29 protein-coding genes are annotated in these 24,252 nt (G+C 58.4%); 5 read left to right on the forward strand and 24 right to left on the reverse strand.

Translation table 11 applies throughout. From position 1 onward, the window contains the following. Positions 1-245 precede the first annotated feature (245 nt). Both FTE24_RS18505 and FTE24_RS18510 read left to right on the forward strand, forming a co-directional pair. A complete protein-coding gene (locus FTE24_RS18505) occupies positions 246-947 on the forward strand; it encodes a response regulator transcription factor (RefSeq protein WP_337190069.1) in 702 nt (233 codons plus the stop codon). Further along, a complete protein-coding gene (locus FTE24_RS18510) occupies positions 940-2,256 on the forward strand; it encodes a HAMP domain-containing sensor histidine kinase (protein WP_150231081.1) in 1,317 nt (438 codons plus the stop codon). The genes FTE24_RS18505 and FTE24_RS18510 overlap by 8 nt, the downstream gene beginning before the upstream one ends. 226 nt (positions 2,257-2,482) lie before the next feature. On the opposite strand, the gene FTE24_RS18515 is transcribed toward FTE24_RS18510, so the two are convergent. From FTE24_RS18515 to FTE24_RS18535, 6 genes are all read right to left on the reverse strand, one after another. Then, positions 2,483-2,932 carry an Hsp20/alpha crystallin family protein gene (locus tag FTE24_RS18515; protein WP_150231083.1) on the reverse strand — a complete coding sequence of 150 codons (450 nt, stop codon included), beginning with the start codon at positions 2,930-2,932 and terminating at the stop codon, positions 2,483-2,485. Between the two features lie 127 nt (positions 2,933-3,059). Further along, positions 3,060-3,533 carry a GNAT family N-acetyltransferase gene (locus FTE24_RS18520; protein WP_237401833.1) on the reverse strand — a complete coding sequence of 158 codons (474 nt, stop codon included), beginning with the start codon at positions 3,531-3,533 and terminating at the stop codon, positions 3,060-3,062. Positions 3,534-3,734: 201 nt separating this feature from the next. Next, positions 3,735-3,893 (reverse strand): hypothetical protein, encoded by a 159-nt coding sequence (locus FTE24_RS23080; RefSeq protein WP_170315079.1) that lies wholly within the window; start codon positions 3,891-3,893, stop codon positions 3,735-3,737. A 113-nt stretch (positions 3,894-4,006) separates the two neighbouring features. Continuing rightward, positions 4,007-4,786: an ABC transporter ATP-binding protein gene (locus FTE24_RS18525; RefSeq protein WP_150231084.1), complete on the reverse strand. Its 780-nt coding sequence runs from the start codon at positions 4,784-4,786 to the stop codon at positions 4,007-4,009. A 22-nt stretch (positions 4,787-4,808) separates the two neighbouring features. Then, a complete protein-coding gene (locus FTE24_RS18530) occupies positions 4,809-5,423 on the reverse strand; it encodes a histidine phosphatase family protein (RefSeq protein WP_150231086.1) in 615 nt (204 codons plus the stop codon). 244 nt (positions 5,424-5,667) lie between these two features. Beyond that, the gene (locus FTE24_RS18535) at positions 5,668-6,699 is read right to left on the reverse strand and encodes an HD-GYP domain-containing protein (RefSeq protein ID WP_150231088.1); all 1,032 of its coding nucleotides are present in this window, start codon (positions 6,697-6,699) and stop codon (positions 5,668-5,670) included. 282 nt (positions 6,700-6,981) lie between these two features. Here FTE24_RS18535 and FTE24_RS18540 point away from each other — a divergent pair, with 282 nt between their 5' ends. Beyond that, positions 6,982-7,701 (forward strand): 3-keto-5-aminohexanoate cleavage protein, encoded by a 720-nt coding sequence (locus tag FTE24_RS18540; protein ID WP_150231090.1) that lies wholly within the window; start codon positions 6,982-6,984, stop codon positions 7,699-7,701. 130 nt (positions 7,702-7,831) lie between these two features. On the opposite strand, the gene FTE24_RS18545 is transcribed toward FTE24_RS18540, so the two are convergent. The 12 genes from FTE24_RS18545 to FTE24_RS18600 form a co-directional block, all read right to left on the reverse strand. Beyond that, on the reverse strand, positions 7,832-8,734 hold the full coding sequence (locus tag FTE24_RS18545; protein WP_150231092.1) for a manganese catalase family protein: 903 nt from the start codon (positions 8,732-8,734) through the stop codon (positions 7,832-7,834). Positions 8,735-8,898: 164 nt separating this feature from the next. Beyond that, positions 8,899-10,803 (reverse strand): beta-glucoside-specific PTS transporter subunit IIABC, encoded by a 1,905-nt coding sequence (locus FTE24_RS18550; RefSeq protein ID WP_150231094.1) that lies wholly within the window; start codon positions 10,801-10,803, stop codon positions 8,899-8,901. A 272-nt stretch (positions 10,804-11,075) separates the two neighbouring features. Continuing rightward, positions 11,076-11,918, reverse strand: a complete 843-nt coding sequence (gene licT, locus FTE24_RS18555; protein ID WP_150231096.1) for a BglG family transcription antiterminator LicT — start codon at positions 11,916-11,918, stop codon at positions 11,076-11,078. Between the two features lie 295 nt (positions 11,919-12,213). Continuing rightward, on the reverse strand, positions 12,214-12,651 hold the full coding sequence (locus FTE24_RS18560) for a GNAT family N-acetyltransferase (protein ID WP_150231098.1): 438 nt from the start codon (positions 12,649-12,651) through the stop codon (positions 12,214-12,216). A 49-nt stretch (positions 12,652-12,700) separates the two neighbouring features. Continuing rightward, positions 12,701-13,129 (reverse strand): hypothetical protein, encoded by a 429-nt coding sequence (locus FTE24_RS18565; protein ID WP_150231100.1) that lies wholly within the window; start codon positions 13,127-13,129, stop codon positions 12,701-12,703. After that, positions 13,126-13,590 carry a ribosomal maturation YjgA family protein gene (locus FTE24_RS18570; RefSeq protein ID WP_150231102.1) on the reverse strand — a complete coding sequence of 155 codons (465 nt, stop codon included), beginning with the start codon at positions 13,588-13,590 and terminating at the stop codon, positions 13,126-13,128. The genes FTE24_RS18565 and FTE24_RS18570 overlap by 4 nt, the downstream gene beginning before the upstream one ends. Beyond that, positions 13,587-14,126 carry a histidine phosphatase family protein gene (locus tag FTE24_RS18575; RefSeq protein ID WP_237401834.1) on the reverse strand — a complete coding sequence of 180 codons (540 nt, stop codon included), beginning with the start codon at positions 14,124-14,126 and terminating at the stop codon, positions 13,587-13,589. The genes FTE24_RS18570 and FTE24_RS18575 overlap by 4 nt, the downstream gene beginning before the upstream one ends. Positions 14,127-14,252: 126 nt before the next feature. Continuing rightward, positions 14,253-14,885: a hypothetical protein gene (locus tag FTE24_RS18580; protein ID WP_160441830.1), complete on the reverse strand. Its 633-nt coding sequence runs from the start codon at positions 14,883-14,885 to the stop codon at positions 14,253-14,255. Positions 14,886-15,064: 179 nt separating this feature from the next. Further along, positions 15,065-15,586, reverse strand: a complete 522-nt coding sequence (locus tag FTE24_RS18585; RefSeq protein ID WP_150231106.1) for a VanZ family protein — start codon at positions 15,584-15,586, stop codon at positions 15,065-15,067. Positions 15,587-15,598: 12 nt separating this feature from the next. Next, positions 15,599-16,477, reverse strand: a complete 879-nt coding sequence (locus tag FTE24_RS18590) for an NAD(P)-dependent oxidoreductase (RefSeq protein WP_150231108.1) — start codon at positions 16,475-16,477, stop codon at positions 15,599-15,601. Positions 16,478-16,639: 162 nt separating this feature from the next. Beyond that, the gene (gene thrC / locus FTE24_RS18595; RefSeq protein WP_150231110.1) at positions 16,640-18,064 is read right to left on the reverse strand and encodes a threonine synthase; all 1,425 of its coding nucleotides are present in this window, start codon (positions 18,062-18,064) and stop codon (positions 16,640-16,642) included. Between the two features lie 129 nt (positions 18,065-18,193). Then, positions 18,194-18,670 carry an SRPBCC family protein gene (locus FTE24_RS18600; RefSeq protein WP_150232549.1) on the reverse strand — a complete coding sequence of 159 codons (477 nt, stop codon included), beginning with the start codon at positions 18,668-18,670 and terminating at the stop codon, positions 18,194-18,196. Between the two features lie 191 nt (positions 18,671-18,861). On the opposite strand from FTE24_RS18600, the gene FTE24_RS18605 reads away from it, so the two are divergent. Beyond that, complete coding sequence (locus FTE24_RS18605; protein ID WP_141449250.1) at positions 18,862-19,128, forward strand: excalibur calcium-binding domain-containing protein; 267 nt, start codon at positions 18,862-18,864, stop codon at positions 19,126-19,128. Between the two features lie 44 nt (positions 19,129-19,172). Here the strand turns inward: FTE24_RS18605 and FTE24_RS18610 are convergent, their stop codons facing one another. The 3 genes from FTE24_RS18610 to FTE24_RS18620 all read right to left on the reverse strand — a co-directional run bounded on the left by FTE24_RS18610 (position 19,173) and on the right by FTE24_RS18620 (position 21,210). Then, positions 19,173-19,649, reverse strand: a complete 477-nt coding sequence (locus tag FTE24_RS18610; RefSeq protein ID WP_150231112.1) for a hypothetical protein — start codon at positions 19,647-19,649, stop codon at positions 19,173-19,175. A 68-nt stretch (positions 19,650-19,717) separates the two neighbouring features. After that, positions 19,718-20,623: a PhzF family phenazine biosynthesis protein gene (locus tag FTE24_RS18615; RefSeq protein WP_150231114.1), complete on the reverse strand. Its 906-nt coding sequence runs from the start codon at positions 20,621-20,623 to the stop codon at positions 19,718-19,720. Further along, positions 20,620-21,210, reverse strand: a complete 591-nt coding sequence (locus tag FTE24_RS18620) for a TetR/AcrR family transcriptional regulator (protein WP_150231116.1) — start codon at positions 21,208-21,210, stop codon at positions 20,620-20,622. The genes FTE24_RS18615 and FTE24_RS18620 overlap by 4 nt, the downstream gene beginning before the upstream one ends. 161 nt (positions 21,211-21,371) lie before the next feature. Between FTE24_RS18620 and FTE24_RS18625 the strand changes: the two genes are divergently transcribed. After that, positions 21,372-22,559: an MFS transporter gene (locus FTE24_RS18625; protein WP_150231118.1), complete on the forward strand. Its 1,188-nt coding sequence runs from the start codon at positions 21,372-21,374 to the stop codon at positions 22,557-22,559. A gap of 41 nt (positions 22,560-22,600) precedes the next feature. Here FTE24_RS18625 and FTE24_RS18630 read toward each other — a convergent pair whose 3' ends face one another. From FTE24_RS18630 to FTE24_RS18640, 3 genes are read right to left on the reverse strand one after another with little or no spacing between them, the layout of a single operon-like run. Further along, positions 22,601-23,416, reverse strand: a complete 816-nt coding sequence (locus FTE24_RS18630; protein WP_150231120.1) for a phosphotransferase — start codon at positions 23,414-23,416, stop codon at positions 22,601-22,603. Positions 23,417-23,448: 32 nt separating this feature from the next. Further along, positions 23,449-23,700 carry a DUF2164 domain-containing protein gene (locus FTE24_RS18635; RefSeq protein ID WP_150231122.1) on the reverse strand — a complete coding sequence of 84 codons (252 nt, stop codon included), beginning with the start codon at positions 23,698-23,700 and terminating at the stop codon, positions 23,449-23,451. A gap of 18 nt (positions 23,701-23,718) precedes the next feature. Then, positions 23,719-24,129 (reverse strand): GNAT family N-acetyltransferase, encoded by a 411-nt coding sequence (locus tag FTE24_RS18640; RefSeq protein ID WP_150231124.1) that lies wholly within the window; start codon positions 24,127-24,129, stop codon positions 23,719-23,721. Positions 24,130-24,252: the final 123 nt, after the last annotated feature.

Consider the following 24,252-nt stretch of genomic DNA (forward strand, 5'->3'; position numbering starts at 1 on the left):
CGGCAAAAAGAAGACCTATCCAGATCCATTTGGATTTTAGTAATCGTCCGATTTTGTTCATTGGCTGCGTTCGACCCCTTCTTGTGGGTTATAGGATACATTCTCCACAAGTTACCGAACCCGTCTTAAGAAGCGCATGCGTCAATTCTTAATAATTCTTAAGCGAAGACCCGGTTCAGCCGTTAAAGGAAGTAAACTAACAAGTAAAAGGTAAAAAAATCGACGCTGCGCATGGAGGACTGAACGTGAAAGAACCCAAAACTATTTTGATCGCCGACGACAACGACGAGATCCGGGAGATCGTTCGGGTGCTGCTCGAAAGCGAAAATTACCGGGTCGTCGAAGCCGTGGACGGCGACGATGCGGTCCGCAAAGTGGACGAACAGATCGACCTGATCATTCTCGACATCATGATGCCCGTCAAATCCGGCTTCAAAGCGTGTATCGAGATCCGGGAAAAATCGAGCGCCCCGATCCTGTTCCTGACGGCCAAAACGCAGGATTCGGACAAATACATGGCTTTTTCGGTCGGCAGCGACGATTACATGTCCAAGCCTTTCTCCTATACCGAACTGGTATACCGGGTCAAAGCGCTGCTGCGGCGGTATTACGTCTATCGGGGCAAAGAAAAAAACGCCCCCCCTTCCCATCTGCTCCAAATCCGCGACCTGACGATCGATACCGATTCGCACGAAGTGCGCGTCGACGGCAGGGAAGTCGTCCTGACGGATATCGAATACCAGATTTTGCTGCTCATGGCCCAGAACCAGCGCAAAATCTTTTCGGCGCAAAATTTGTACGAAAGCGTATGGGAAGAACCGTATTTTTACAGCTGCAACAATACCGTCATGGTCCATATCCGCAATCTGAGAAAAAAAACCGAAAGCGATCCCCAGGAGCCGAAACTGATCAAAACGGTGTGGGGAAAAGGGTATCGAATTGAGTAGGCCCGCTTTTTTCCTCAAACTCAAAGTGAAGCTGACCGCGGCACTCGGCTTGGCTGTCGTATTGGCCGTCCTGCTGTTTTTGACGCTGCAAACGGTCGGCTGGAACGTGATTGATCATTATTTCGGCCAGCCTTCGTTCATCGCGCAGCAAAACCAACGTACGGTCGCTCAACTGTCCGATTACGTGTCCAAAAACGGCTTGAGTATTGATGACGGCAAACGCCTGGACGATTGGGTGAAAAACAAGAAATATTTGAACATTTACGTGTATAAAGACAAGCAGCTGGTCTATGCTTCCAACGGTTACAACATGCAAATCGGTACGCAATCGACAGAGCCTTTCGTGTCCGACAGCGCCCTTCTCCCGATCTCTTTCGCCGATGCGGACGCGGAAGTATTCGTGGAATCGTTCACCGAATTCCGATATTATACGACAGTCACTTTCGTATCGCTGGCGTTGGCGTTCTCCCTGTTCCTGCTGGCTGTGGTACTGCTGATCCATGTCAAGACGTCTTATGTCGAAGTATTGGAAAAAGAAATCAAAATTTTGGAAGGCGGCAATCTGGAGCATCCGATCACGATCCGGGGCAAAGACGAATTGTCGTCGCTTGCACAGAGCGTCAACGAGATGCGCAAATCGTTTATCGAACGGTTGGAAAACGAGGAATCGGCCCGGCAGGCCAACAACGAGCTGGTGACAGCGATGTCGCACGATCTGCGCACGCCGCTGACGGCGCTGATCGGCTACCTCGACATTATCCAGTATCGCAAATACAAAACGGAAGAGCAGCTGTTCAAATACGTGGCCAACAGCAAAGACAATGCGTACCGCATCAAAGATTTGTCCGATCAACTGTTCGAATATTTCCTGCTGTCCTACAGCCAAAACGATCTGCCCGAGTTGGAGGAATACGACGGTCCGCCGCTGCTCGACCAGTTGATCGGTACCCATGCGCCGCTGCTGATCGACGAAGGGTTTGAATTCCGGTTCGTTCCGTGCGAGGAACCGTTCACGCTGCCCATACACGTCATGTCGATGCAGCGGGTATTCGACAATCTGTTCTCCAACCTGCTCAAATACGCGGACAAATCGGAACCGGTCTCGATTCGCTGCACGCTGCGCAAAGAGCGGCTGTGCATTTATTTCGCCAATGCCGTCAAACCGGACAGCGACCGGACAGACAGCAACGGCATCGGAACGAAAGTGTGCGAGAAAATCGTGCACAATCACGGCGGAAGCTTCGACGTGTCCCAGAAGGCGGAATCGTACAGCGTGCGGATCTGTCTGCCGGCGAATTTGAAAGCTTGAACAGTCAGGTCGAACAGACTGCGGGAAGCACGGGCGCGCTTCAAGCGCATGGCAGCCAGGCAGACACCGCGGAAACGAAGAAAAACCCCTTCGGGGGATCGTGCGGGCGGCGCTCATCGAGGATGAGGCCGCTCCGTGCGGTCTGCCCGGAGGGGTTTATTGGTCATCTATTCGATACAGCGCAGCGTTCACGGGCTTGCGCCCGAACGCTCTCAAGCGAGACGAATCAGTCTTCGCCTTCGATCAGGATGCGCTTGCTGATCGTGTTTTCCTTTTTCGGAATGTCCAGCTTGAGCAGTCCGTCTTTGAGTTGGGCGCGAATGCCTTCGCGGTCGACGTCTTCCAGGTAAAAGCGCCGTACGAATTCGCCGTAACGGCGTTCGCTGCGGATCGCCCGGCGGCCGTCTTCTTCGGTTACCGGTTCTGCCTGCTGCCGCACGGCTCGAATCGTCAAATGCGGAGCGGTGTAATCGATATCGATCTCTTCCTTGCGGAAGCCCGGCAGCTCCGCTTCAAGCAGGTACCGGCCGTGATCTTCGTGGATGTCGGTGCGGAAAGACAATGCCCGTTCCCGGAACGGAGCGGCGAATTCCTCCCCGAACGTATCTCCGAACGTTTTAGCGATCTGACTGAACATTTCTTCCGCTTGTCTGCCAAAAGGGCCTTGTTCAAACATCTTCCATTCTCCTCTCGAAATTGAATTGTCGATGAAGTCCTGTGCACGACGTTTGTTTGACCTTAATTGACCTTGCATCTCTATTATAAAACGAATCGGTCCGGCTTACAATGCCCGATGGGGCTTTTTACAACTTCAATTCCATCGGCACGGAGCAGGCGGAATAGCCGTTTTTGGTATAAAACTCTTCGCCGCGACCGCTCGGCCACACCATGATGAAATCGTGGTCCAGCTCGCGCGCCCACTGCTCGATCACCTGGGCCAGCCGGCTGCCGATGCCGAGGCCCCGATGCTGCGGTCGCGTATAGACGTTGGTCATATAAATAAAAGGCTTGGTCATGCGTCCGGGACGCGGCACCTTGCGTACCATCTCCAGGTAAGCGTGTCCCACGATTTCTTCGCCGTACTCGGCCAGCCAGACTACCCAATTCTCGGACCCGATCGCTTCGATCAAAAACTCCTGCATCTCGTCCGCGTAATCCCGCCGCTGCTCGTCCGTCAAAGTCACTTCCGGATGGTTCTCCAGCGTCGATTCGTAGCGCATCTCGGTCAACTGCGCGACATCGTCGGGTCTGGCCGTACGCATAATCAGCTCGCTCATCTTATCTGCTCCCGTCTGCTATGGATTGCTCGTTTCGTCATTCGTTATCGCTTTTCATTCTACTGGAATTCCGTTTATTGGGCAAACCGGAATGTGATGGAGCTTCGGCATAGCAAAAACGGACACCGGTTGAACCGGTGTCCGTCGACGGCATTACGAATGCGAATACGTCCGCCCTGCCGATTGTGTTCTTGAAACGGTTTACTTGTCTTCTTTGTCGCCGGCCTGCTGCGAAGAAGCTTTGCCGGTCCAATCGTCTGCCTGCGTTTCGACGTTCGATCCGTTTTCTTTTCTTGTCTTTTCCATCAATGTGTCTTCGCCCGCGCTTTTCTGATTCGGATCTTCGTTTGGATTGCTCATGTTGTTTGCCTCCTCGAAATGGTCTGATGTCGTTCGACAACGTATCATTACCCGTTACGGGGAGAAAATAACCGTTTTGCGCATCTTTCTCGCGCACGGCGCACGCCAAAGGCTCAGCGTACCGACAGCCAGGCCCGCCCGCCTCTGCGTTCCACGGCGACCGGCATTTCGAAAAATTCGCTCAGCTTCTCTTCGGTCAGCACGTCTTCCGACCGGCCCCGGGCGAAGATCTTACCGCGCCGAATAAGCAGCGAATGCGAGAATACGGCGGAGATCTCCTCCGTATGATGCGTCACCAGCAGCAGCGTCGGCGCATCGCTTCGGGCCGCCAGGCGGTCGATGCTCTGCAGCAGCGCTTCGCGCGAGATAAAGTCCAGGCCGTTGCTGGCCTCGTCAAGGATGAGCAGCTTGGGCGACGCCATCAGTGCCCTCGCGATCAGCAGCTTCTGCTTTTCGCCCTGCGAACACGTCTGGTACGCCCGGCCGAGCAGATGGGCGCAGCCCAGATCTTCCATCAATCGCTGCGCTTTGCAGCGGTCTTCGCTTTCGATTTCGGCGTACAGCCCGATCGAAGCGTGGCGGCCGCTGATCACGATGTCGAGCGCCTGCTCGCTCGGCCGGATCTTCTCCTGCAGCGACGAACTGACCCAGCCGATCGATTTGCGCAGCTCGCGCAGATCGACCGTGCCGAACTTGCGCCCGAGCACGGAGATCTCGCCGCTCGTCGGCCACATATAGCCGTTGATCATGTTCAGGATACTCGTCTTGCCCGAGCCGTTAAGCCCGAGCACGGCCCAGTGCTGGCCTTGTTCGACGACCCAGTCGATGTCTTGCAGAATCGTCTGTTCGCCGCGTCTCCAGGAGACGTTGTGCAATTCGATTGCCGTAGGCATGGTGTTCCTCCTTCCTGACGCTTCAGTTCCGCAGATGCTCCTGCGCGTTCGTAAACACGATGCGCCGGCGCGAGCCGTCAATCCGCCACAGATGCACGCCCGTATCGCCGGTCGCAAGCGACAGCTCCGTATGGAACGGCAGATTCATCAGGCTGTGGAACAGCATGTTGATCATTTTGCCGTGCGATACGATGCAGATACGCCGCAGGTCGGAAGTCGGGCGCTGCGACGACAGCAGCTTGGACAGAACCGCTTCCGCCCGCGCCCGGAACTGGATCTCCGATTCCGTATCGGCAAACGTGTCGTACGGCTGGCGGCCGGAGACCGGCAGCGGGAAACGCAGGCGCGCTTCTTCGCGCTTGAGCCCGGCCAGCAGACCGTTGTCCCATTCCATCAATTCTTCGTCGTAAGCGACGGTCAGCTTGCACTCCTGCGCGATCGCTTCCGCCGTGCGCGCGGCACGCTTCAGCGGACTCGACAAAATCTCGTGCGGCCGATACCGCTTCGCGATCCAGGCTGCCGCAAGGCCCGCCTGGCGTTCGCCGAGCGGCGTCAATTCAAAATCCGCCCGTCCTTCGTGGCGGTCTTCCAGATCCGCCTGCGACTCCCCGTGCCGCACGACCAATAATTCTATCATCGCCGTTCATCCCCCATATGTGTCGTTATCGATTTTCCGCTCATGTTATTGTCGCCTTTTTCGCGGTTTTGATCAATCGGCATATTCTATCATGAATTTTTCATATATTGATATTTAATTATAGGAACTCCTTTTTTATCTGTTTTGGCCGTAAAAAGAAAAAAGCTTTTTCGGGAAAATCCCGAAAAAGCCTGGATATGCGTAATAGGGAACGACATTATGAGAGCGGTGTTAGGGTTAGGCGTCAAATGAACAGTTCGTCAACGACCAGATTGCGCTCGCGCGACAAATCGTGGAATTCGTCGCCGACCCGCACGAGCGGCTTGAACAGGTCCGACGGATTGTTGAGAATAATCGTCCCCGTCTCTCCGCTGCTTAGCCGTACCTTTTTGCCGATCAGATTCGACATAAGATGCTGGACGAGCGCCTGAACCGGCTTTTCGTTCAGCTTGCCGAAGCCAAGCTCGCTCACTTCACGCAGGACTTCAAGCAAGGGACGCTTCGGTTCTCCCCGTTTGCTCTCGGACAATCTCAAGTATGTATCGGCGACCGCCACGATCTGCGAGTACGGATGAATGTCCGGCTTGGTCAATCCCTGCGGGTAACCGGAACCGTCTTCGCGCTCGTGGTGCTGCCAGGCGACCAGCGCGGTCGTCTCGTCCGCCATCGAACCGCGAATGACGTCGTACCCGAGCTTGGTGTGCTTGCTCAGCTCCTGCCGGTCGTAGTCGGTCAAATAATCTGTTTGGTTGCGAATCGTCGGCGACACTTTGCTTTTGCCGATATCGTGCAAATAGCCGGCTTTGCTGATTGCGTAACAGTCTTTGCGCGTATAGCCGAGCCAGGTCGCGATGTAGTAGGAGAGCATCCCGACCTGCATCGAGTGGTTGTACAGACTGACGTCTTCGCGTTCCAGCACGAGCAGCAGCGACACGACGTCGCGGTGTTGGTCCACCGTACGCAGCAGCGGCTCAAGCTGCAGATCGACGGTCGCTTCGTCGAACTTTCCGCTCGTCAGCGCTTCCAGAAAAATGGTTTGGTAGCCACGGATTGCCAGTTCGATATGGCTCTGCATCGCGGCTCCGATCACGGAAGCGGCTCCGTTCGCCGCCGTCCGCGGCTCGATTTCGACGTAGTCGATCTTGTGGCGGTTCAGCAGTTCCGTCTCTTCGTACTTGACTACCGTTCCTCTGGGCAGTACGTGCAGCCCCGCCGCATTGAACGCGTCTTCCCTCAGCGTATCGCCGTGTTCCAGATCCGTGACATGGATTCGCAATGGACAACCTCCTCGATGTACCTACAAACTTGTTTTCTTATTATAAAACATATCGGACAAAAAGTTTTTTTTATTAGAAAGCAAGCATTAAAAACGACTTTAGTCCGGGCTAAAGCCCAATAAATAAGGCAAATCACCTATCTGTTCATCATTAAAATGTTAATTAATGGATCTTATACTCGGAATTTCAATCCGCCTGTCCGCTAAAAAAAGCGCTCTCTTCTTCCGATAACTGGAATATGACATAATTTTATCAGGCGTCCATAAAAAGGAGAATCCCGAATGCTTCAAGCCTGCCTCAACGGGTCGCGGACCCGCAGCGATCATCCCGCCGTTCCCCTTACCCCGGAAGAGATCGCCGACGATGCCGAAAAGGCGGTCCGCGCCGGAGCCGCCGAACTGCATATCCATGTCCGCTGCGAACGCGGCGGCGAGAGTCTCGAAGCGGCCGACGTCGCCCGCATGCTGCTGGCCGTACGCGGCCGGGTACCCGGGGTGCCGATCGGCATCTCCACCGCCGGGTCGATTTTGCCGGGCAGCGGCGCGAAAATGCGGCTGCTGCGTTCGTGGCAGGTGCTGCCCGACTACGTCTCGATCAATATCCATGAAGCCGACGCCGAATGGATGATCGCCGCGGCGCTCGAACGCGGCATCGGCGTCGAAGCCGGACTGTGCGGCGAAGCCGACGCCGAACGTTTCGCCGCCATGCCCGGCTTCGGCTCGTGCCTGCGCGTGCTGATCGGGATTCACGAATCCGATCAAGGCCGGGAATCCGCCGTCGTCCGGCGGATTCGCACCGTGCTGCATCGGTCCGGCTGCGCGCTGCCGTTGCTGCTGCACGGCTCGGACCAAACGATGTGGCCGATGTACATAGAGGCGATGCTGCAAGGGCTGGGCGGCCGGATCGGGCTGGAAGACGGAACGATGCTGCTGTCCGGCATCGCCGCCAAAGACAACGAGGAATTGATCCGTACGGCCAAGCTGATCGAAGGCCGCTTCTAGCCGCTTCGCGGCGACCGGCCCTGCGCCTTGTACTTGTGTCCCGTACTTCTCCGCGAGCTCCGTGCAAATCGAAAAGCCCTGCCGCCCGATCACGGGCAGCAGGGCTTGCTTGATGACGGCGTCAAGCGCCTTATTCTTTGATGTTGCCGGACTGCTTGAGACGTTTGGCGATTTCCTTGAACTCGTCCGCGGAAATGCCCGGCGCGAATTCTTCGTCGATCGGCGGAGCTTCCGGAATCGGCACGCCTTTCGGGACGCCGGCGATGACTTCGAGCGGCGATCCGTCTTCCGGATGGGTGCCTTTCCAGATCTGGTCGATCGTGTTGAAATCGTTGTCGCTCCACGTGTACAGCTTGGTGTGCACGCCTTTTTCTTCGTATTTGCGCGCTTCGTTGAACTTGCGGTTGTCCAGCGAAGGAATCGGAATCAGCTTGGTAACGTTGACGCCGGTCGCCACTTCGAGCGCTTTCGCGTACGCGACCACGTGCACGCCTCCGCGCACGAGCAGGAAGCCGACAACGGCTCTTGCCGCCGGATGATCGGTCATTTCGTATACTTTCATCTTGTGGGTACGCGCTCCGCACTCCAGGAAGAAGTTATGCAGCAGATCTTCGACCAGGTTGCCGCTGTTGAACACGTTCGCGCCGGTCCACGGGTTGCCCATGGAATCGATCGGCATGCCGCCCTGCGCGCCCGCGAGGAACGGATAAGACAATCTGGCGTCCTTGACGGCATCCAGAGGCGTTTTGTCCGGATCGCCCGGCGACGTGGAGCCCTGCAGAATTTTGCCGATGCCGTGCGTCACCAACTCAACGTGGCCCAGTTCTTCGGCCGTGATGCTCATGACGAGGTCGTAGAACGGTCTCAGCTTCGATTTGGAACGGAAGTTAAACGATTGGAAAAGATAATTGTTCAGCGTAGACATTTCGCCGAATTTGCCTCCCAGCAGTTCTTGCACGGCCGCTGCGGCATTCGGATCTGGCTTTTCGACGTCCGGAATCTCGATCATGATCTCTTCCATGCGTTTGAACATGTTAAGGCGTCCTCCCAAATGTAGACGAAATATGCTGCTACCCGCTATTACACCCCCCGGGCTTTTTCTAAACGCAAAAAGCCCCGGAACCCTGATGCGGGTGTCCGGGACTTACGTGCGGCGGAGCGTCTGGGAAAACCCGGATCGCCGCCTGCGGACAGCGGTCAGACGACCGTCGTCAGCAAATAATCGCCGTTGTTGACAGAAGATTCCGTCGTTTTGAGCACGTCCAGATAATCGGCGGAGTTCGTGACGATGACCGGGGTCGCCGTGACGTAGCCGGCCGCTTTGATCTGCTCCAGATCGAATTCGAGCAGCAGCTGTCCGGCTTCCACCCGGTCGCCTTCCTGTACTTTTTTATCGAAAAATTGCCCTTTGAGCCGCACCGTGTTGACGCCGACGTGAATAAGCAGCTGCGCGCCGCCGTCTGTCGTGATGCCGATCGCGTGTCCGGTCGGGAACACGGTCGTGACCGTGCCGGCGGCCGGGGACGTCAGGCGGCCCGAGGTCGGGTCGACCACGATGCCCTGTCCCATCGCGCCCGACGAGAAGGCAGGGTCCGGCAGGCTGTCCAGCGCTTGAATAGTCCCTTCGAGCGGGCTTGTGATCACTTCTTTTTTGAGCAGGCTGTCGGCCGCCGGAGCGGAGACCGCTTCGCGCGGAGCCGCCGATACGCGCTGTCCGTCGGTCGTAACGGCAGACGCTTTGGCGGCTTCCGCGACCGGTTCCTTGAACAGGAACAGGTTCAGCAGGGCGGCCAGCGCGAACGCGACGGCGATGCCGATGACGGTCGTGGCAAAGCCTGTTCCGACGTAGGCCGGAATGGCGAGCACGCTCGGCAGGGCAAACGAAATGGCGCGTCCGCCGCCGGCGCCGATGATGGCTGCGCCGATCGCGCCGGAGATGCAGGCCAGAATGAACGGCTTTTTATACTTCAGCGTAATGCCGTAAATGCCCGGTTCGGTAATGCCGAAGATGCCGGCAAGCGTCGCGGAACCGGACAGCGCTTTGAGGTCGCGGTTTTTCGCTTTGAGGAAAATGCCGAACAAGGCGCCTGCTTGAGCCAAGACCGGAGCGGCCAGCATCGGCAGCATCGTATCGTACCCGATCGTGCCCAGGTTGCTGAGCATGATCGGAACGAAGCCCCAATGTACGCCGAAGATGACGAATACCTGCCACAGACCGCCGGCGATCAGGCCCGCGACGATCGGGCTGAGGTTGTACAGCCACGTGTATCCGCTGGCCAGTCCTTCGCTGATAATATTGCCGATCGGGCCGAACGCCAAAAACGTGAGCGGCACGACGACGAGCAGCGTGCACATCGGCACGAGAATGTTTTTGACCGACTGGTGGATAAACGACGAGAAAAACTTCTCGACGTAGGACTGCACCCAGACCGCGAGGATGATCGGAATGACCGACGTCGTGTACGTCACGAGCACGATCGGAATCCCGAGGAAGGTCAGCGCTTCCGCGGCGCCCTGCGCGGTGGCGATGGCCGGATAGACGAGCGCGCCGGCGATCGCGACAGAGACGAACATATTCGTCTTGAAGCGGCGCGAAGACGTGATCGCCAGGAAGATCGGCAGGAATGTGAATACGCTATCCGACGCGGCGTTGAGAATCAGGTACGTGCCGGATTCCGGCGTGATCCATTCCAGCACGAGGAACAGGGCGACGAGGCCTTTGAGTACCCCGGCTCCGGCCAGCGCGCCGAGCAGCGGCGAGAAGATGCTGGAGATCATGTCGACCGCACGGTTCAGCAGGCTGCCTTTTTCCTCGGTCGATTCGCTGCCTTCCGCACTTTCGGCGTCTTTGAGATTGCTTTGCTCCATCATGCTTTTGAACACTTCGGGCACGTTGTTGCCGATGACGACCTGGAATTGTCCGCCGCTCTCGACGACCGTGACGACGCCCGGGGTCTGGCTCAAGCCTTCCTTGTCCGCTTTGGACGTATCTTTCAATTTGAACCGCAGGCGCGTCGCGCAGTGGAACACGGAACTGACGTTGTTTTCCCCGCCTACGCCTTCGATGACTTTTTTGGCGATTTCTTGATCTTTTGCGTTCATGGGTCATGCCTCCCTGTATGAAATGGTTCGACTTGTCTGGAACGGGCCGAGCTTGAATTTGTGCGCTTTACCGAAGGAGCAAACGGCGCCGGCTGCCGTTTGCGTCTCCGTAAAACGCAGAAAAACCTGAGCTCGTGACAGAATCGGACGGTTTGCGCGCGCAAAAATTCGGCAAAAAACGTTCGTTCTCTCACCAGCTCAGGTTTTGCCTGCATGACCAGTTACACCCTGTGTCCGATAGAAGAGTTTCGTATGCAATTGTCGGTGCGACCTTATTCCTCGCCGCGCGTCGTGATGCGTTGAATATGAATCGTGAGGTAGACGTATTCGTCTTTGCTGAGACATTGATGATACGTGCTTTGCAGGTAATCGTCGATCTTTTTGGCGCAGTCGAACGCTTTGGCGTAGCTGAGGCGAACCTGTTCGTACAGGAAGTCTTCCCCGCTCTCTTGCACTTCCTTGCGCAGCAGCCGCATCGAGAAATATTGCAAATGCGTCAGGAACCGCGAATAGCTCAGCGAAGACTCGTCGAGCACGATGCCGTAATGGTACGTGACGATATTGAGAATATGATGCACGATCTCCGTCATCTCCATCGTCAGCCGCATCTCCGCCCCGTCCGTGCGGGCGTTGACGATATGCAGCGCGATAAAGCCCGCTTCGTCTTCCGGCAGCCGGACCCCGACCTGCTCTTCGATCATCCGGAGCGCGTCCTGGCCGATGCCGTATTCTTTTTTGTAAAAGCGCTTGATCTCGAACAGCATCGCGTTCTTGAAGTCGATGCCTTTGCTGTGCCGTTCGATCGCATACGAGATATGGTCGGTCAGCGACAGATACACGTTGTCGTTCAATTCTTCGCCGAGCACGGCGCCCGCATGTTCGACGATCGATTTGACCGTCTCCAGATGCGCGACCGGAATCTCGTTTAGCAGCTCGGTCAGCCGCGCCGTGAGTTCGTTCGTATTGAGCATGAAAATTTTGTCGATCTTGTGTTCGTCCACTTCGTCCCCGATGACTTTGTTGAAAGAGATGCCGCGTCCCATGACGATGACTTCTTTTCCTTTGGCGTTGCGGGTCAGCAGCACGTTGTTGTTAAGCACTTTTTCGATAATCATTGTTTTCACTCCCGACTGCAATCGCGCATTTCCGACGACTTCGATCTCCGATCCAGGCCGTCAGCCTATAAAAAAAGCCTAAGTTAATGCAAATATCATCAAGTCGGCAGGGAATGCTCCCTACGAGTTAATAACATTTGCGTTAACTTAGGCATTGCCCGCATGACCGGTCACAATCCTGTTGTTGCGTTCATTGTAGCACAACTTATAAAGCGATTACAACATCCCTCTGTTTTTTTTCGGAAAAAGAAGCCGGACCCTGCCGGTCCGGCTGTTCCTGCGGCGCAGCGCCCGCCTAGGGCGTCAGCCTGCGGCGGAAACCGCGTACGTCTTCGTCATACCCGAGCGCTTCGTAGAACGCGTGGGCTTCCGTGCGGAAGCCGCTGGAGACGAGCAGGGCGTACGCGCAGCGGTGCTCGCGCGCGATCCGCTCCAGTTCCTCCATCAGCAGCTTCCCGGCTTTGCGGCCGCGAAAAGCTTCGGAGACGATCACGTTCTCCACGACCATGAACGGACGGCAATCGCCGATCAGGTCGTGGCAGATGACGCCCATCGCGCTGCCGGCCAACGCTTCGCCTTCGAAAGCGCCCAGCAGCCGGTAATTGCGATCGGCGGCCAAGACGGCGAACGTCTCGCGCATCCGCTGCGTCGACGACGGTTGTTCGACCAGTTCGGCGTACAGCCCGGCGAGCTGTGGCAGATCGTCTTCCTGGAGAATACGAATATCGATCATGGCGTGTGGTGTTCCTCCTTGGATGCGTAATTATTCATCGAGGGATGTGTCAGGGACGAACTTCCTTCATGGTCGGCAGTTCTCCGGTTTCGCCGGCCGGCGGAAGAGTTCCCGCAGCCGGGTGAGTATTCAGCGACAGCGGGCCGGCTGCCGGCCGAAGCGATGCCTCAGCCGGCAGCTCGGCCGAACGCGCGGCGGCAGGTGCCGGTTCCCGGCGCTTGTCGGGCCGGAAATATTCGACGGCCAAAATGGCGATGCCCGAAGCGAACATCAGCGCGCCGATCGCAAAAGGCAGCCCCAGCGCCATGCTCTGCTTCAAATCCGCTTCGTAAGGTCCTCCGCCGAAGATCGCGTACCAGACCCGCGTTCCTTCCCACGAAGACATATGCGGCACGAACAGCACGGCCGCGATAAATATGCAGCCGACCATCCATGTGCCGCCGAGCATAAGTGCGCAGCCGATCGCGGTTTTCTTCATGCCGTTTCCCCCTTGCCCGAATGTTCGATATTGGTGCGGCCGAGCAGGTGAAGCGAAGCCGCGTCGGCGGCGCAAGCGATCGCGATGCCCGCCGCGTAGCGCGCCAGGTCGACGGCCAGGAAGCCTCGGCCGAGCACGAGCGCGCCGAACGTCGTGGATCGCAGCGCGTCGATCCATTCCGCCCGGTACAGCTGGCTGAACTCGATGCCGAAGCTCAGCAGCAGCGCGTACAAGGCGCAGACGGCCGGGCGGCTCCGCGGCGCCAGCAGCCGGATCAGCGCGTACACAAGCGCTGCCCACAGGGCATCGCCGGCGTTGTCGGCCAGCCAGTCCGGCAGCGCGGAAGTTTCGCGCCGCGAAGCGAGGCCGAGCAGCATGGCGGCCGCCGCTGCCGCCATGTAGGCGCTTCGCCGCTTCGCGTGCAGGCGCGGCCGGTGCCGGCGCTTGCGGTCGCTTCTCATCGGGAGTCCGCTCCCGTCCGGTATTCCACGATCTCGCCCTGCGCGATATCGCTCCGGCCCACGAGCGTGCCGAACAGCGTACCGTGCCCGGCCAGAATTACGCTCGAATGCTCCGCGAAGCGGTCCAGCACGCCTTCAAGGCGCCGCAGCAGCATGGCGCGGCTCTCCCACAGACGCGGCTCGCCGGCCGGATAGACGCCGCCGCAGCGGTCGTAGTCGTCGCGCAGTTCGCGCATCCGTTCTTCGCTGTCGTATTCGAACGACAGGTCCGGCTGCCATTCCCGCAGATTGTGTTCGACCGCGATGTCCAGGTTCAGCCTGCGCGACAAAATGGCCGCCGTCTGCATCGCGCGCGTATACGGCGAAGACACGATCAGTTCCGCCTGCCGCAAGCGGGAATCTGCCGCCGCTTCGGCGATCTGCCGCCGGCCCCGTTCCGTCAACGGAACCAAGTCGCGTCCGTTGCCTTTGAGATTTAGCGGCTTGTACGTATGCCAATCCGGCTCTCCGTGCCGGATCATATAAAAAATCGTCAACGTCCTCTCACCTTTCCGTTATGCTTCGGGTTGTGCGGCCCGCATCGGGCGTTCTTCCACTCTACCGCTCCCTCTGCCAAAAAGGAAGCGTCGTTTGTCCCAAATGCCTGCCTGCTTCGCGAAGATTCAGGCGCGGGGCTTGCGGCGGTCGCGTGCCCAGGCCAACACGGCGATCGCAAGCACCAGCGCTCCGGCGATCCACCAGACATAAGCCGGCACCGCCGAAGAACCGTTATCGCCGGCTTCGGCGGAAGCCGGCGAACCGGGCGACGCGCCGGGCAGCACATCGACCGGCTCGCCCAACTGCTGCATCGCGGCCGGCTTCACGCCCGACGCGTACGATTGATTGCCGGAACACAGGCCGGTCGACAGCATCGCTCCGTCCTTGCCCGCGAAGACGAGATAATTCTCGCCCAGCTTGAACTCCGTTCCGCAGGACGATTCGCTCATCTGCGTCGACACGGTCGTCGTCTCATACGCTGTCCCTTTCCACGCCGCGTCGACTTTGAATTCGTAATACACAGGATCGGCGCTCGAACGCGTACCGTCCGCGGCCGGCGGCGTTTCGCGTCTCTCCACCGCTTGGCCCGAGAAGATCGTATCCGCGTAGCCCGCCGCTTCTTCCGTATCGACGATCGCGCAGCTGCAGGCGTAAGCGGGCTTCGCTTCGAGCGCGAAGCTTGCTCCGACGCTTACGGCGAAGATCAGCAGCGCAAACAGCAGCCGAATACCGGACCGTCCGTGCCCGACAAGGCTCAATCCCTTTGCCGATCGTTTTTGTGATCGTTTTTCCGGTCTTTTTTCCAATCGTCTTGATGTCCCTTTTCCTGTAGCTTTCATACTGCCTGCCTCCTTCATGAATGGTCTGCTTCATGTTCTAAACGCAAAAAAGGAAGCGCAAGTTGCGCTTCCTTGTCGAATCCGGCTTAAATCCGGCCTTACCGTCTTCGTCCCGACGCGGCTTGGCTTCGCTGCACCGCGGCCGATTTCCGTTCGTCCCGCCGCTGTCCGCGCCGGTTCGGAGGACCCGCCGCGAGGCGGTAACCGACATAACCAATCGTCGCGCCGAGACCGTTCAAGATGAGATCGTCCACGTCCGCCACGCCCGCTCCCGAAATCCCCTGCGCCAGTTCCAGCACCACAATCAGCGCCAGGAAACGAAGCAGAAATACCGGATAGAACCGGCATTTGCGAAACAGGATCGGCAGCAGCACGCCGAACGGAACAAACACGGCGACGTTGCCCGCCAGATTGATCAGCGGCGCCCGCAGATTGTCCCATCCGGCCGAGCGGGTGAACAGCTTGATCGTCTCGAACGGCTCCAGATTGTACCGGAAGCCGCCGAGCCCGATATGCGACGCGCGCCCGAATCCCCAGAACATCCAATACAACAGCAGGGCACCGTAACCGAGCAGCATCAGCGCTGCCAGCAGCTTTACAGCTATATTGCGGGCTTTCATACGCAAAACTCCTTAGTGATTCTCGCTTCGTTCCTTGAGTTCCAGCCAGACGGCTGCCATATCCAGTTCGCCTTTGCCGCTGCGCACCGCGTCGGCGTACGTCCGGTCCGCGGCTTCGGCCAGCGGCAGTTCGACGTTCCGGCGTTTCGCTTCCGCCGTCAGCAGCCCCAAATCTTTGGACAGCAGACTCACCATGAACGCCGCCGGGAACTGTTCGTTCATCCACATGTCTTTTTTGCCGGCCAGCATCGGCGTGTTGACCGCCGATTCGCCGATCATTTCGATCAGCTGCGCGCGATCAAGTCCCGCGCTTTCGCCGATCAGCAGCGATTCGGAGATGCCCTGCGCCATAACGCCGAGCAGCAGATTGATCGACAGCTTGGCCGAGCTGCCCGCGCCGACTTCGCCGAACCGGATCGTTTTTTTGCCCAAACGATCGAACAACGGCTGGCACCGCGCCACGTCGCCCTGCACGCCTCCGGCCAGAATGACGAGCTGTCCCTTCTCGGCCGGGCCGACCGAACCGGATACCGGCGCATCCACGTAACGCCCGCCGGCCTGTTCGACCTGCGTGGCGAACGCTGTCGCTTCTTCCGGCGCGATCGTGCTTATATTTACGACGACCGTATCGGGGCCGACCCCTGCAAGCAGGCCATTCTCGCCTGCGAATACATCCTGCACGGCCGAACCTTTCGTCAGCATGACGAAGACGATCTCCGCCTGCTGCGCGGCTTCGCGCGGCGAAGCGGCAAGCGCTGCTCCGTCTTCGATCAGCGGCCGCGCTTTTTCCTCCGTCCGGTTATAGACGTGTACGGCATAACCCGCCCGCAGCAAATTGCGCGCCATCGGCACGCCCATATATCCGGTTCCGATCCAGGCCAATGTTGTCATCTTGTTCCACGCTCCTGTTCCGCGATTCGTTTTCTTTTCCCTAAGTCAGCATACCGCAATCGGCGGACAGAGTCATGTTTGCATAGAGCGCAGGACCCAGGACGCGACAAAAACGCCTCCCTTGAGGGAAGCGTTCCATGTTGGCGAGAGCTGGCGAGAAAATCAGGCTTTGCTTACCGCGTCGCCCGCAAAAAAGGCTTCGAGCTGGCGCGTCACTTCGGCTTTGTCGTTGTCGATCACGGTCTGGAACTGCTCTTTGGCGACCAGTTCGGCGATCTCGACCGGGAAGTCCTGCACGATATCGAGCAGGCGGACCGCTTCGTCGAACTTGGCCGGATGCGCCGTCGCGAACGCCGCAGTCACTTCGCCTTCCCCGTTAAACGCTTCGTACGCCGCCACGCCGCACGCGGTATGCGGATCGAGCAAATAATCGTACTCTTTTTTGTAGCGGCCCATCAGTTCAAGCCCCTGTTCGTTTTTGGCGCCGAGCGCATGAAGTTCGGACTGTACCCGCTCCAGCAGTTCGCCTTCGACGGTGATGCCGCCTTCGCTCGCAAGCTTCGCCATGTACGCCGACACCTGCTCGGAATCTTCGTCCAGCAAATAGTACAGATAACGTTCGAAGTTGCTCGCTACCTGGATATCCATCGACGGGCTGTGCGTTTTGCGGAACTCGCCCGGACGGTATTCGCCTGTCGTCACGAAACGCTCCAAAATATTGTTTTCGTTCGTCGCGATCATCAGCTTGTGAATCGGCAGACCCATTTTTTTGGCCAGAAAGCCCGAGAAAATGTTGCCGAAGTTGCCGGACGGCACGCTGACGTTGATCCGGGTGTCCGCCGCCTGTTCGCCGAGCTGCTCGTTGACGCGGAAATACGCATAGAAATAATAGACGGTCTGCGCCAGAATCCGGACGAAATTGATCGAATTGATCGCGCGCAGATGATGTTCGCTTTTGAACGACAGATCGGAGAACAACTCTTTGATGATGCGCTGGCAGTCGTCGAAGTTGCCTTTGACCGACAGGTTCAGCACGTTCTCGTCGTTCACGGTCGTCATTTGCAGTTCCTGCACCTTGCTGACCTTTTCGTGCGGATGCAGAATGCAGATCTTGATGCCTTCTTTGCCGCGCACGCCCTGGATCGCCGCCGCGCCCGTATCGCCGGACGTCGCGCCGAGAATATGGATGATCTCGCCGCGCGTTCGGGAGACGTACGAATAAAATTCGCCCATGAACTGCAGCGCCACGTCTTTGAACGCGAACGTCGGGCCGTGGAACAGTTCCAGAATGTAGAGCGAATCGTTCAGTTTGCGCACCGGCGTCACTTCCGGTTCGCGGAACGAAGCGTAGCTGGACTCCACCAACTGCTTCAGATCGGCTTCCGGAATTTCTCCGTTGGCGTACAGCGAGAAAATTTCGATAAACAGCTCGCGGAAAGGCAGCCCCTGCCATTGTTCCAGCGTTTCGGCCGATACGGTCGGAATCTGCTGCGGAATCATCAGTCCTCCGTCTTCGCCGAGTCCCATCAGAACGGTATCGATAAAGCCTTTCGGTTCAACTTGACCTCTTGTACTGACGTAGTTCATCGTAAGCCCCCAGTGATCGAGAATATTTCAATAATCATACCCCGAAACCGACATCGGATGACAGTCTTTTTTTGCATTTCGGCGTAAAAAGAAATCGGCGGGCTTGGTATAAGCTGCACGAAGGGCGGACTATTGTCTCTCTTGGGAGTACATTTCTTCGACTTTTTGTTTGAGCGCATGCTGCCGGTACCGGATGAACGCCGTCATGTAACGCTTCAGGACGAGCGCGTCGAACAGGCGGCCGATCGGCCCAAGCGGAGCCGAGAATTCCAAAATATCGCGTACGATCGTACCGTCTTCGCTCCGCTCGAATTCATGCCGGTGCATCATCTTCTTGAACGCGCCGCGGCGCATCCGATCAACGAAAAAGTCCGGCCGCTCCATTTGTTCCGCCACCGATTCCAAGCGCTGCCGCACGCCGAAATGGACCGCTTCGAACACGACCGTTTCTCCTTTTTCCATCAGGCCGTCTCTTCTTCCGCCAGTCAGCGTGCGCTCTTTCGTTCGCGGCCAGACCGTGTGCGGATGCAGACCGATATCACGGGCGGCGTCGAAGCAATATTCGATCGGCGCGCGCACCCAAATTTCTTCCCTGACGATCGACACGGACATCCGTCCTTCCTGAATGGACATTTTCTATTGAGTACGAATCTTTTTCTCGTTATCGATTTTTGTTCGAACGAAGTATATATTTTCCTTCAAATTCCATTCCTCTATTAAACCCCTGGTTTCTTTTGCCGATATAAACCAAAGACTTGAAGATATGCCTACAACCTGACTTACTGGAGGATAACCCGATGAAAAAAAGACTGGCCTACGGCCTGAGCTTCGCCCTGCTGCTTGCGGTAACCGTTCCCGCTTCCCCGCAGGTGGCGCATGCCAAAGAAAAAACGTACAAAAACTGCACCGAGCTGAACCGGGATTACAAAGGCGGCGTCGCCAAATCGGCATCTGTCACCAACAAAGGCGGCAAAACGAAGCACAAACCGTTCGTGTCCGCATCCTTGTACGAGGACAACAAGAAAAAAGACCGCGACAACGACTTCATCGCCTGCGAAAAATAAGGGCTGCCTTCGGGCACCCCTTTTTTTTATGCGCGGTTATACGATTATAGCCAACGTTCGGCTTTTTTGTGGACGACCTGCACGTTGTTGGCCTGCGCCCAACCGAGCAGTTCTTGCAGCTTCGGCTCGGAATCTTTCGAAAATTTGAATGAATAGTCATTGGGAACGAACCCTACTTTTTTGGGAAGCACTCCGATCACGGGTATGTCTTCTTCCGATACATAGATGCGCTTGATCCGGTCGCTGCCGAGTTCATGCCGGCGCAGCTTAATATTGTCCGCTCCAAGCTCCAACCGGTAAGCGGGCCGGCGCATCTGCCATAGACTCGCGAGAGCCGCAGCTGCCAGCAAAATCGCGATCATCACGGTGAAGCCGTACGCGATCTTGTTTTCCAATACGCCGTTCCAGGCATTCTCCCAACCCCGATAGGCAAAAAAGAACCAAATCGCGGCCAGGCAGCCGCAGCCAATGAACGTGCCAATCGAATAAGCGCCGCGTACTTCGTAAACTTGTTTTTCCATTATCAAGCTATCGCCCCCTTCTCTCCATTAAACGTGCGGAAGCGAAGAAAGTTAGGCTTTTTTGAAATTCATTCCAATTCAATCTCCAGTTCCCCGACAAACACGGCCTGCCCGGACACAAGGATCTCCATCTCTCCGCTTTCCTTGCGCGATGCCTCCACTTTGATTCTGCCGCCGCGGCCCATCTCGATTCCCTGCTCGACGACGAATTCGGTCCGTTGTTCGTCCGGTTCCATCATGTACGTCAGCGCGTAAGCGCCCATGACGCCGGTCGCTGTCCCTGTCGCCGGATCTTCGACCATGCCGGAGAACGGCGAAGAGAAATGCCGCGCGTGCATGCGAGCCCCGGGATCGACGGTCTCCATGCAAAAAGGATGCAGCGACGCCCGTGGCTGCTGAGTCAGCACGTCCGGAAACGCGGCGTTGTCGGGCACCATGCGCGAGAACGCCTCCAGCTTCCGGATCGGAATCAGCACGGTCCAGACGCCGGTGCTACCGTAGACGATCGGATAACGGTCGTCCACATCGTCCGCGGACAACCCCATCAGGGCAAGCAGACGGTCGCGATCGCCTTCGAACGGCAGAAAGACCGGGTCGGCCTGACGCATCCGCATAAACAGCGAGTCTTCGCTGCCGCCCGGATCGAGCCGAAGCTCTACCGGCAGCAGTCCGGCCTTCGTCTCGATCATCGCTTCGCTGTGCTCCAGACGTCCCCGCGTATGCAGCGCGTACAGCGACGCCATCGTCGCGTGTCCGCACAGATCCATTTCATGCCCCGGCGTAAAATAGCGCAGCTGCACGTCCGCCGCTTCCGAGCGGCAGACGAACGTCGTCTCGTTGAAGCCGACCTTGGCTGCGATCCGCTGCATCTGCGTATCCGTTAACCCGTCGGCATCCAGCATGACGCCTGCCGGATTGCCCTGCCCCGGAACGGGCGAAAACGCTTCATAGTGAAAAACCCGAATAGCGGTCATGATTGTGCCTCCTTGAATAAAGTCAGTGTCGCGGCGATGCTCGATTCGACGAACTCGGCATCGGGCCGTGTTTTGGCCATGATCGTGAGCCCGATCAGCGCCACGAGCAGCGCATGGGCCAGCGCCGCCGCATCCTGCCCCGGCGCAAGTTCGCCGGAAGACAGCCCCTGCCCGATCCGTTCGCGAAACAACCGGGCCAGACGCAGCTGATGCTCTTTCGCCCGGGCCGTCCATTCCGGCTCGCGCCGCGCCAGCTCGTCGATCGTCAGGATCGCGAGGCAGCCGAGCGTCGGATCGCCGCCCGAACCGCCGGTCGCCAGATCGCGCAGCAGCCCGCCGAAAGCGGCCGCGACCGTGCGTTCCCGGCCCAGCACCTCTTGCACGTAAGCGGCATGTCGATCCATGTACAGATCCAGCGCTTTGCCGAACAGCTCGCGCTTGTCGCCAAAAGCCGCGTACAGGCTCGGTTTGCGGATATTCATCTTCTCGGTCAGATCGCTGAGCGAAGCGGCTTCGTACCCTTTTTCCCAAAATACCCGCATAGCCGCTTCGAGCGCTTCCCGTTCGTCGAACGCACGCGGTCTCATGTTCGTCCTCCTTCTGCGATGATGCCTGCTCTGTACCGATCAGTATAAAGGAATTTCCCGTCGGTTGGCAAAGGGTTGACAGAATCGGAACGAAGCCGCTATAGTAAGCAGGCGCTCATTACATACCGATCGGTACAAAATAAAAACAGAGGAGGCTTCCCATGTCCGTATCCCGTTCTTCGGCGGCAGGGCTGTCCGCGGGAACGGCGCTGCTGCTTGCGGCCGCCTGCGGCCTTGCCGTAGCGAACGTCTATTACACACAGCCGCTGCTCGGCCTGCTGGCGGAGCAATTCGGCGTTCCGATCGCCGCGGTCGGCTCGATCGTGACGGTCGTCCAAGTATTCTACGCGCTCGGCCTGCTGCTGATCGTGCCGCTCGGCGATCTGCTAAGCCGCCGGCGCCTGACGGTGCTCCTGCTGCTGCTTATTGCCGCCGGCCTGCTGGCCGCTGCATGGTCTTCAAGCTTCTTCATGCTGCTGGCCGGGCTCGCACTGGTCGGGCTGACAGCGGTCGTCACCCAGATTCTCGTCAATTTCGCTTCGGCACTCGCAGCCGAAGAGCAGCGCGGCCGCATCGTCGGCATCGTCACGAGCGGCGTCGTGATCGGTATTTTGCTGGCCCGTACGTTCGCGGGAGTCATCAGCGACCTGGCCGGCTGGCGCGCGGTCTATGTGGCGTCCTCGCTGCTGACGGCCGCGGCTGCCCTAACCTTGTCGGCGCTGCTTCCCGCGGACGACGCCGACAAATCCAGCCTGTCTTACGGACGGCTGCTGCTGTCCGTGCTGCGATTGTTCAGGGAAGAGAGACTGCTGCGTACCCGCGCGGCGCTCGCTTTCTGCGTATTTACCGCTTTCGGCATCCTGTGGACGCCTCTTGCGCTGCCGCTCGGCGAAGCCCCCTTCTTCTTGTCCCCGTCGGCCATCGGCGCGTTCGGACTGGCGGGAGCGGCCGGAGCGCTCGGCGCCGTGGGAGCCGGCCGGCTGGCCGACCGGGGCTTGGGCGAACGCACGACCGGCGTCGCCCTGATCCTGCTGCTGCTGTCCTGGCTGCCGATCGGCCTGCTGCACCATTCGCTGGTGCTGCTCGTCGTCGGCATCCTGCTGCTCGATTTCGCGGTGCAGGCTGTCCATGTCACGAATCAGAGCCTGCTGTACGCCGCGCTGCCGGAAGCGCGCGGCCGGCTGACCGGCGCTTATATGACGTTCTATTCGATCGGAAGCGCGCTGGGCGCTTTTGTGTCCACGCGGGCGTACGCCGCCTACGGCTGGACCGGCGTCAGCCTGCTCGGCGCGTTCGTCAGCCTGGCAGGTCTGGCCTTCTGGATCTCCACGCAAACAAGGCGCCGATAAACGGCGCCTTGTTTGCGTGGAGGACCGAAGCGCGGAGCAGATCAGGCCTGCTGGCCCAGCTCCGCAAGGCGGCTGCGGACGAAATGCAGCAGCTTGGCTTTTTCCGGCGCCGGGATCGGCTCGACGAGGCGGGCCGCCGCCACGGGCAGCATCCAGCGCTCGATATCCGCCGCGCCGAAGCCCGACAGCTCGGCGTACGTCCGCATGTAGACGCTGCGGAAAATCTCCGCCGCTTCTTCCATGCTGCCTCGCGGGCCGCCCGCTTCCGTGCCAAATCCGAGCAGCAGCAGCGTGCGGGCCGCGTCGTACAGCGGATGGCCGCAGTTCGCATCGATCCAGTCGATCACGTGCCAGTCGGCCCCGTTCTCCATAATGTTGCCCGGGTGGAAATCGCCGTGGCATAGCCGGTCGCCGTCCGGAAGGTGCTCAAGCTCCGCCAGAACGGCGTGCCGCTCGTCTTCGCCAAGCTGATCCGTCCAGCCTATTCGCTGTACCAACCTCTCTCGCTGGTGATCTCCAAGCGTATCGGCGGCTCGCGCATTCAGCCGCACTTGATAAGCCGCAAACTTGCTCGCCGCGTCTTGCGCGGTGTGCGGTTGTCGCTGCAGGCGCGCAAGCAGCGACTCGCCCGGCAGGCGTTCCAGCAGCATTCCCTGCCGGCCGCCGCTTTCGGTCAAGCCGAGCGGCTTGGCCGAAGGCAGCCCCTGCGCGTAGGCCCATTCGCTTTTGGCGTATTCGGATCGCACGCCCGCTTCCGAGAATTCTTCCCGGAACAACTTCAATACGCGTCCGGCTTCGTCCGTGAAAATCTCGGCCGTTCCTCCTTCGTCGATTCGGTTCCATTCGGTATGCGGCATCTTGTGCTCCTCCCCGCCGGAACTTCCGGTGTCTATCTACGGTTCACCGGACGTTCCAGCGCGTATAATTCGTCTTCGATTTGCAGCAGCTTTTCGTTGACCGCCGCTTTGGCGTCCCGAATACCTTCATTATACGCATACGGCGCCAATCGCTGCATCATATGGTCGAGCAGCTGCTCCGCGGCGAGACTTCCGATTTCTTCTCCGCGTTCGTCGTAAAAATACTGCTGCAACTCGGCGATCAAGTCGTCTTTGTTTTCTTTTGGCAGTCTGATCGGAATCATGGTCTTCTCCTTGCTCCGTTATCGGCTTCTGCCGTCGGGTTTGTTATGGTGCATCACGATCTGCCGGCTCGGCTTGAACCCGCTTCGTTCGTAATAGTCGCTCAATTTGGCCGAACAGAACAAACTGACGACTTCGATGCCGACGAGTTCGTGCAGCATCTTGTCCATCATCTGCCGGCCGATGCCCTGTCCGCGATGCGCGCCCAGAACGACGACGTCTTCCACGTAGGCCCGGTACACGCCGTCGGACACCGCCCGGCAGAAGCCGACGAGCTGCTTGTCTTCCCACGCGCCCAATACGATGCCGTGGGCGAGCAGCTTGCGGATCCCGTCTTTTGTACGCTCCGGCCACCAGTCGGCATCCTGGTACAATCGCAGAAGCTGAAGCGGGGGGATCGGTTTTTCCGTATGCCGTTTGATGACGACCATGTATCCGAAACCTCCTTCGTATTCTCGCTTGAATCGCTGTGCAGTTTCTTAGACTATGCCCTAAATCAACCGGAAAGTCGAGTCCCGCCGTTTGCCCGGGCGCCGGACAGGCGGCTCGTCGAA

Origin of the sequence: Saccharibacillus sp. WB 17 (genome assembly GCF_008634075.2) — a bacterium.
GTDB classification, from domain to species: Bacteria; Bacillota; Bacilli; order Paenibacillales; family Paenibacillaceae; genus Saccharibacillus; species Saccharibacillus brassicae.